General features: G+C 67.4%; 5 protein-coding genes. All 5 read left to right on the top strand.

The genetic code is table 11. From position 1 onward, the window contains the following. Positions 1 to 2,972: efflux RND transporter permease subunit (locus Q0996_RS17290; protein ID WP_299622514.1), on the top strand; the 2,972-nt coding region annotated here is incomplete at its 5' end. Between the two features lie 105 nt (positions 2,973 to 3,077). Beyond that, positions 3,078 to 3,596: a RimK/LysX family protein gene (locus Q0996_RS17285; RefSeq protein WP_299622511.1), complete on the top strand. Its 519-nt coding sequence runs from the start codon at positions 3,078 to 3,080 to the stop codon at positions 3,594 to 3,596. A gap of 63 nt (positions 3,597 to 3,659) precedes the next feature. Next, on the top strand, positions 3,660 to 4,565 hold the full coding sequence (rimK, locus tag Q0996_RS17280; RefSeq protein WP_299622509.1) for a 30S ribosomal protein S6--L-glutamate ligase: 906 nt from the start codon (positions 3,660 to 3,662) through the stop codon (positions 4,563 to 4,565). 3 nt (positions 4,566 to 4,568) lie between these two features. Beyond that, positions 4,569 to 5,612: a succinylglutamate desuccinylase/aspartoacylase family protein gene (locus Q0996_RS17275; RefSeq protein WP_299622506.1), complete on the top strand. Its 1,044-nt coding sequence runs from the start codon at positions 4,569 to 4,571 to the stop codon at positions 5,610 to 5,612. A gap of 80 nt (positions 5,613 to 5,692) precedes the next feature. Then, positions 5,693 to 6,355 carry a Crp/Fnr family transcriptional regulator gene (locus Q0996_RS17270; protein WP_299622503.1) on the top strand — a complete coding sequence of 221 codons (663 nt, stop codon included), beginning with the start codon at positions 5,693 to 5,695 and terminating at the stop codon, positions 6,353 to 6,355. Positions 6,356 to 6,456: the final 101 nt, after the last annotated feature.

The raw sequence follows: 6,456 nt of genomic DNA, 5'->3' as shown, positions 1-6,456 counted from the left end.
GCGTGGAAGGCATGCTCTACATGTCGTCCTACTCCACCTCCGACGGCAGCATGGCGATCACCGTCACCTTCGAACTGGGCACCAACCTCGACGACGCCCAGGTGCTGGTGCAGAACCGGGTGACCACCGCCGAACCGCGCCTGCCGGAGGAGGTGCGGCGCCTCGGCGTGACCACCGCCAAGAGTTCGCCCGACCTGATGATGGTCGTGCACATGCTCTCCCCCGACGAAACCTACGACCAGCTCTACGTCTCCAACTACGCGCGCTCGCGGGTGCGCGACATCCTGGTGCGTCTGGAGGGGGTCGGCGACCTGATCATCTTCGGCGAGCGGCAGTTCGCGATCCGTGTGTGGATCGATCCGGAAAAGCTCTCCGCCTACTCCCTGACGCCCGGCGACGTGGTCGACGCCCTGCGCGAACAGAACGTCCAGGTCTCCGGCGGCGCCCTCGGCGCCCCACCCAACACCGCGGACAACGCCTTTCAGTTCACGGTCACCACCCAGGGCCGCTTCGAAAACGCCAAGCAGTTCGGCAATGTCATCGTGCGGGCGACGGAGGACGGACGCATCGTACGCGTGCGCGACGTCGCGCGGGTGGAGCTGGGGGCCAAGGACTACGTCACCAACTCCTACCTCAACAACAAGCCCGCCGTGGCTTTGGGCATCTTCCAGAGGCCGGGCAGCAACGCGCTCGCCACCGCCGACGAAATCCTGACCCTCATGGCGGAGTTGAAGGAAGACTTCCCGGCAGGCCTCGATTACCAGGTCGTCTATAACCCGACAGAGTTCATCTCCGCCTCCATCGAGGCGGTTTACACCACCATCTTCGAGGCGGCCCTTCTGGTCGTCATCGTCATTGTGGTCTTCCTGCAGAGCTGGCGGACGGCGCTGATCCCCATCATGGCCATTCCGGTGTCGCTGATCGGCACCTTCGCGGTCATGCTGGCGCTCGGCTATTCCATCAACATGCTGACGCTCTTCGGCCTGGTCTTGGCCATCGGCATCGTGGTCGACGACGCTATCGTCGTGGTCGAGAACGTGGAGCGCAACATCGCCAGCGGCATGAGCCCGCGCGACGCCGCCCACCGCACCATGGACGAAGTGGCCAGCGCACTGGTCGCCACCTCGCTGGTGCTGATCGCGGTCTTCGTCCCCACCGCCTTCGTGCCCGGGGTCTCCGGCCAGTTCTATCAGCAGTTCGCCATCACCATCGCCGTGTCGACGGTGATCTCCACCGTCAACTCGCTGACCCTCTCGCCCTCCATGGCCGCGCTGCTGCTGCAGCCCCACGACAAGCCCAAGGGCCGCAATCCGCTGGCCCGCGCCGGAAGCTGGATGGCGGCCGGCTTCAACCGGGGATTCGACGCCCTCGCCCGGGGCTATGCCTGGCTGGTCCGCGTGCTGGTCGCCCGTGCCGCCATGCTGGCGCTGGTCATGGTGGTCTTCGCCGGCCTCGTCTACGGCGCCTATCACATGCTGACGACCGTGCCGCGGGGCTTCATTCCGACCCTGGACCAGGGCTACGCCATCGTCGTCATCCAGCTTCCCGACGGCGCCTCCCTGGACCGCACTGACGCCGTGGTGCGCGAGGCCTCGGAGATCGTGAACGCGACGCCGGGCGTCACCGACGCGGTGGCCTTCGCCGGCTTCTCCGGCGCCACCTTCACCAACGCCACCAACCAAGCGGTGATCTTCGCGCGCTTCGACGAGTTCCAGCCGCGCATCGAACAGGGCCTGCCGGCGGGCGCCATCATCGGCCAGCTCTTCGGGCGGCTACAGGCACTGCGCGAAGCCTTCATCATCGCCATCCCGCCGCCCCCGGTGCGCGGCGTCGGCAATGCCGGCGGCTTCAAGATGCAGCTCCAGGAGAAGGAAGGTTCGGACATGCGCCGGGTGCTGGCGGCAGCCTTCCAGATGATGGGCGAGGCCCAGCAGACCCCCGGCGTGACCGGCGTCTTCACCACCTTCTCCGCCTCCAGCCCCCAGGTCTTCCTGGAGATCAACCGGGTCAAGGCGCAGATGCTGAACGTGCCCATCGCCAACATCTTCGAGGCGCTCTCGGTCAATCTCGGCTCGACCTATGTGAACGACTTCAACGCCTTCGGGCGCCTCTATCAGGTGCGCGTGCAGGCCGACCAGCAGTTCCGCCTGGCCACCGAAGACATCCTCGGCCTGAAGGTGCGCTCGGCCACCGGCGCGCTGGTGCCGCTGGGTACTTTAGTGGACGTGGAGGACCGCACCGGGCCCGACCTCGTGCAGCGCTACAACATGCTGGTCTCCGTCCCGCTGCAGGGCAACGCGGCGCCTGGCGTTTCCACCGGTGAGAGCCTCGACATCATGGAAGCCATGGCCGAGCGCAGCCTGCCGCGCGGCCTGACCTTCGAGTGGACGGAGCTGGCCTATCAGGAGAAGGTCGCCGGCGACGCGGCGGTCTACATCTTCGCCCTGGCGGTGATCTTCGCCTTCCTGGTGCTGGCCGCCCAGTACGAGAGTTGGGTGCTGCCGCTCGCCATCATTCTGATCGTCCCCACCAGCATGCTGGCGGCGCTCCTGGGCGTCAGCTTCCGGGGCATGGACAATAACATCCTGACCCAGGTCGGGCTGATCGTCCTCGTCGGCTTGGCGGCGAAGAACGCGATCCTGATCGTCGAGTTCGCCAAGCAGCTCGAGGAGGAGGGCAAGGAGCTGATCGCTGCCACGGTGGAGGCTTCGCGCCTGCGCCTGCGGCCCATCCTGATGACCGCCTTCGCCTTCATCTTCGGCGTGCTGCCGCTGGCGGTCGCCCAGGGGCCGGGCGCCGAGATGCGCCAGGCCCTGGGAACCTCGGTGTTCTCCGGCATGCTGGGCGTCACCTTCTTCGGCCTGCTGCTGACCCCGGTCTTCTACGTGATCCTGCGGCGCCTCTTCGGCCGCCGCCGGGCCGCCACGGTCTCCACAACGGCGACCGGAGAGGACAAGGCGCCGGCGGAATAGCGCCCTCCCAACCGCCCCTCTCGGCCACAGTTTGCTTGATCCGCACTCACGGGTCCGTCAGCATCAGTGGACAAGAAAGACTGGGGGGACGGTTCGTCGCATGCGATGGCCAAGAAGCTGAAAGCAGCCAAGCCGGCAGCGAAAATCCGAAAACGTCGCGGAATCAAGGCCGAGGTCACCGCCCTGCTGGACAAGCAGGCGATTGTCGGCTGGCGGGAATGGCTCTCCCTGCCCGCCCTCGGGATCGAGCGGATCAAGGCGAAGATCGACACCGGCGCGCGCACCTCCGCCCTGCACGCCATGCGGATCACGCCCTTCGACAATGCCGGAGAGCTCTGGGTCGAGTTCCAGGTCGCCCCCCACAGCGGCGGCGCGCGGGACCGGGCGCGGGTGCTCTGCCGGGCGCCGGTGCGGGACCACCGGCCGGTCAAGAGTTCCAGCGGCCACACCCAGGACCGCTATGTGATCACGACGCCGGCGGTGCTCGCCGGCCGGCAGTTCGATATCGAAGTCACCCTGACCAACCGCGCCGAGATGGGCTTCGAAATGCTCTTCGGCAGAACCTCGTTGCGTGCCGGCCGCTTTCTGGTGCATCCGACACGCTCCTTCCTGCTGGGCCGCTGACCCGGGCCCAAATTTGAATCCCAGGAGCTTCCACCCCAGAACCGCCCACCTTAGGACGCTGCGATGAATATTCTCATGCTGGCCCGCAACCCCAATCTCTACTCCCACAAGCGTCTGGCGGATGCGGCCGAAGCGCGCGGGCATACGCTCGACATCATCAACACCCTGCGCTGCTACATGAACATCACCTCGCACCGGCCGGCGGTGATCTACAACGGCGAGAAGCTGTCCGGCTACGACGCGGTGATCCCGCGGATCGGCGCCTCGATCACCTATTACGGCCTGGCGGTGCTGCGCCAGTTCGAGATGATGGGGGTCTTCCCCCTGAACGAGTCGGTGGCCATCGGGCGCTCCCGCGACAAGCTGCGCTCCATGCAGCTCCTGGCGCGCGACGGCATCGGCCTGCCGGTCACCGCCTTCGCCCATGACCCCAAGGTGACCGAGGAAGTGATCAAGATCGCCGGCGGCGCGCCGGTGGTCATCAAGCTGCTGGAGGGCACCCAGGGCATCGGCGTGGTCCTCGCCGACACGCAGATCTCCGCCAAGTCGGTGGTGGAAGCCTTCCGCGGCGCCAACGTGAACATCCTGGTGCAGGAGTTCATTAAGGAGGCCGGCGGCACCGACATCCGCGCCTTCGTAGTGGGCGGCAAGGTGGTGGCCGCCATGCAGCGCCACGGGGCCGCCGACGACTTCCGCTCCAACCTGCACCGCGGCGGCGCGGCACAGCGGATCAAGATCACCGCCGAGGAGCGCTCGACCGCCGTGCGCGCCTCCAAGGCCATGGGGCTCAACGTCTGCGGCGTCGACATGCTGCGCTCCAATCACGGGGCGGTGGTCATGGAGGTGAACTCCTCGCCCGGCCTGGAGGGTGTCGAGAAGGCGACCGGCGTCGACGTCGCCGACCTGATGATCCAGTTCCTTGAGAAGAACGCCAAACCCGGCAAGACCAGGACAAAGGGCCGCGGCTGAACCATGGCGCCGCGCGCGGCCTTCCAGATCAGCGACTTCAGCATCGACGCGGGCGCCCGCGAGACCGTCGGTCTGCCGCTCTCCGTGCTCTCCAACCACACGCCCATGGCGCTGCCGGTCCATGTCGTACATGGCGCGCGGCCGGGGCCCACGCTCTTCGTCTCGGCGGCGATCCATGGCGACGAGATCATCGGCGTGGAGATCATCCGCCGGCTGATCGCCCTGCCGGCGGTCGCGAAACTGCGCGGCACCCTGCTGGCCGTGCCCATCGTCAACGCCTTCGGCTTCATCAGCCATTCGCGCTACCTGCCGGACCGGCGCGACCTCAACCGCTCCTTCCCCGGCTCGGCGAAGGGCTCGCTGGCCGGCCAGCTTGCCGATCTCTTCCTGAACGAGGTAGTGGCCCGCGCCGAGCTGGGCATCGACCTGCATTCCGCGGCGATCCACCGGGTGAACCTGCCGCAGATCCGCATCTCCCCCGGCCAGGCCCGCATGGAGGACTTGGCCAGGGTCTTCGGCCCACCGGTGATCCTGGAGGCGCCCCTGCGCGACGGCTCCCTGCGCCAGGCGGCGGCGGAGGTCGGCACCGGCGTCATGCTGTTCGAGGCCGGCGAGGGCCTGCGCTTCGACGAGTTCGCCATCCGCGTCGGCGTGACCGGAATCCTCCGCGTCATGAAACATCTTGGCATGGTGCCGGCCCGCGCCGTGCGCGACGCCAAGGTGCAGCCCATGATGTCCCAGTCCAGCTATTGGCTGCGCGCGCCCGAAGGCGGCGTACTGCGCAGCTTCAAGACCATCGGCGAGAGCGTCGCCGAGGACGAGCTGATCGGCATCATCTCCGATCCCTTCGGCGAACAGGAGACCGAGGTCAGGACCCGTGACGCGGGGCTGATGATCGGGCGCACCAACCTGCCGGTGGTCAACCGCGGCGACGGCCTGGCCCACATCGCCCGCCATCAGCGCGCGCGCAGCGTTGAAGCCGCCGTCGGCGAAATCGAGGCGCAGCTTCAGGCCGACCCCCTGTTCGACGAAGACGAGATCATCTGAGCGCTGGCGGGCCTGTCGACCCTGGGCTATCGTGTCCGTCCAAGAACGGGCCGAAGGCCCGGCCAAGGCAAAGCTCCATCATGTCGATCGACTGGATCCCGCAGTTTCCGGAACTGGCCAGGCTGACGCCGGCCGAACAGCAGATGCTCGCTGATCGGGCGCAGCTTGTGGCGCTGCCGGCCCAGACCACCATCTTCGCGCCGGGCCAGCCGGCGGAGAGCTTCATGCTGGTGCTGGAAGGGACGGTGCGGGTGCAGCAGGTCTCCGCCGGCGGCCGCGAAATCGTGCTCTATCGCGTGAGTGATGGCGAAAGCTGCATCATGACCACGGCCTGCCTGCTGTCCCAGGACAGCTACAACGCCGAGGGCATCACCGAGACCCCGGTGCAGGCGGTGGCCCTGCCGCGGACGGCGTTCGACGAGATCATGGCGCGTTCGGCGGAGTTCCGGCGCTTCGTCTTTTCCGACTACGCCAACCGCATCACCGACCTGTTGCACGTGGTCGAGGAAGTCGCTTTCGAACGGATTGACAAGCGCCTGGCCCAGAAACTGCTGGAGCGCGCCGACGCCGAAGGCCGGCTGAACGCCACCCACCAGGATCTCGCAGTGGAACTGGGCACGGCGCGGGAGGTGGTCAGCCGCCACCTGAAGGAGTTCCAGCGCCGCGGCTGGCTGGAACTGACCCGCGGCCTCGTCCGACTCAGCGACCGCAGCGCCCTGAAGGCGCTCGCCGCGCTCAACTAGGGCCTGTTGACATGCGAGACGATTGACGTCGCGCTACGCGGCGTCGCGACGCTGCGTGACTAAATCACAGACCCGCGGTGACGGCCCCTCTAGGTTCCGGC

The organism is Pelagibius sp. (genome assembly GCF_028289705.1).
Taxonomy (GTDB): domain Bacteria; phylum Pseudomonadota; class Alphaproteobacteria; order Kiloniellales; family Kiloniellaceae; genus Pelagibius.
This window is presented reverse-complemented; position numbering and strand designations above follow the sequence as displayed.

Excerpts from the sequence above, each read along its gene's own strand:
- Q0996_RS17270 (WP_299622503.1), top strand. The coding sequence starts at position 5,693 with ATGTCGATCGACTGGATCCCGCAGTTTCCGGAACTGGCCAGGCTGACG.
- Q0996_RS17285 (WP_299622511.1), top strand. The coding sequence starts at position 3,078 with ATGGCCAAGAAGCTGAAAGCAGCCAAGCCGGCAGCGAAAATCCGAAAA.
- rimK (WP_299622509.1), top strand. The coding sequence starts at position 3,660 with ATGAATATTCTCATGCTGGCCCGCAACCCCAATCTCTACTCCCACAAG.
- Q0996_RS17275 (WP_299622506.1), top strand. The coding sequence starts at position 4,569 with ATGGCGCCGCGCGCGGCCTTCCAGATCAGCGACTTCAGCATCGACGCG.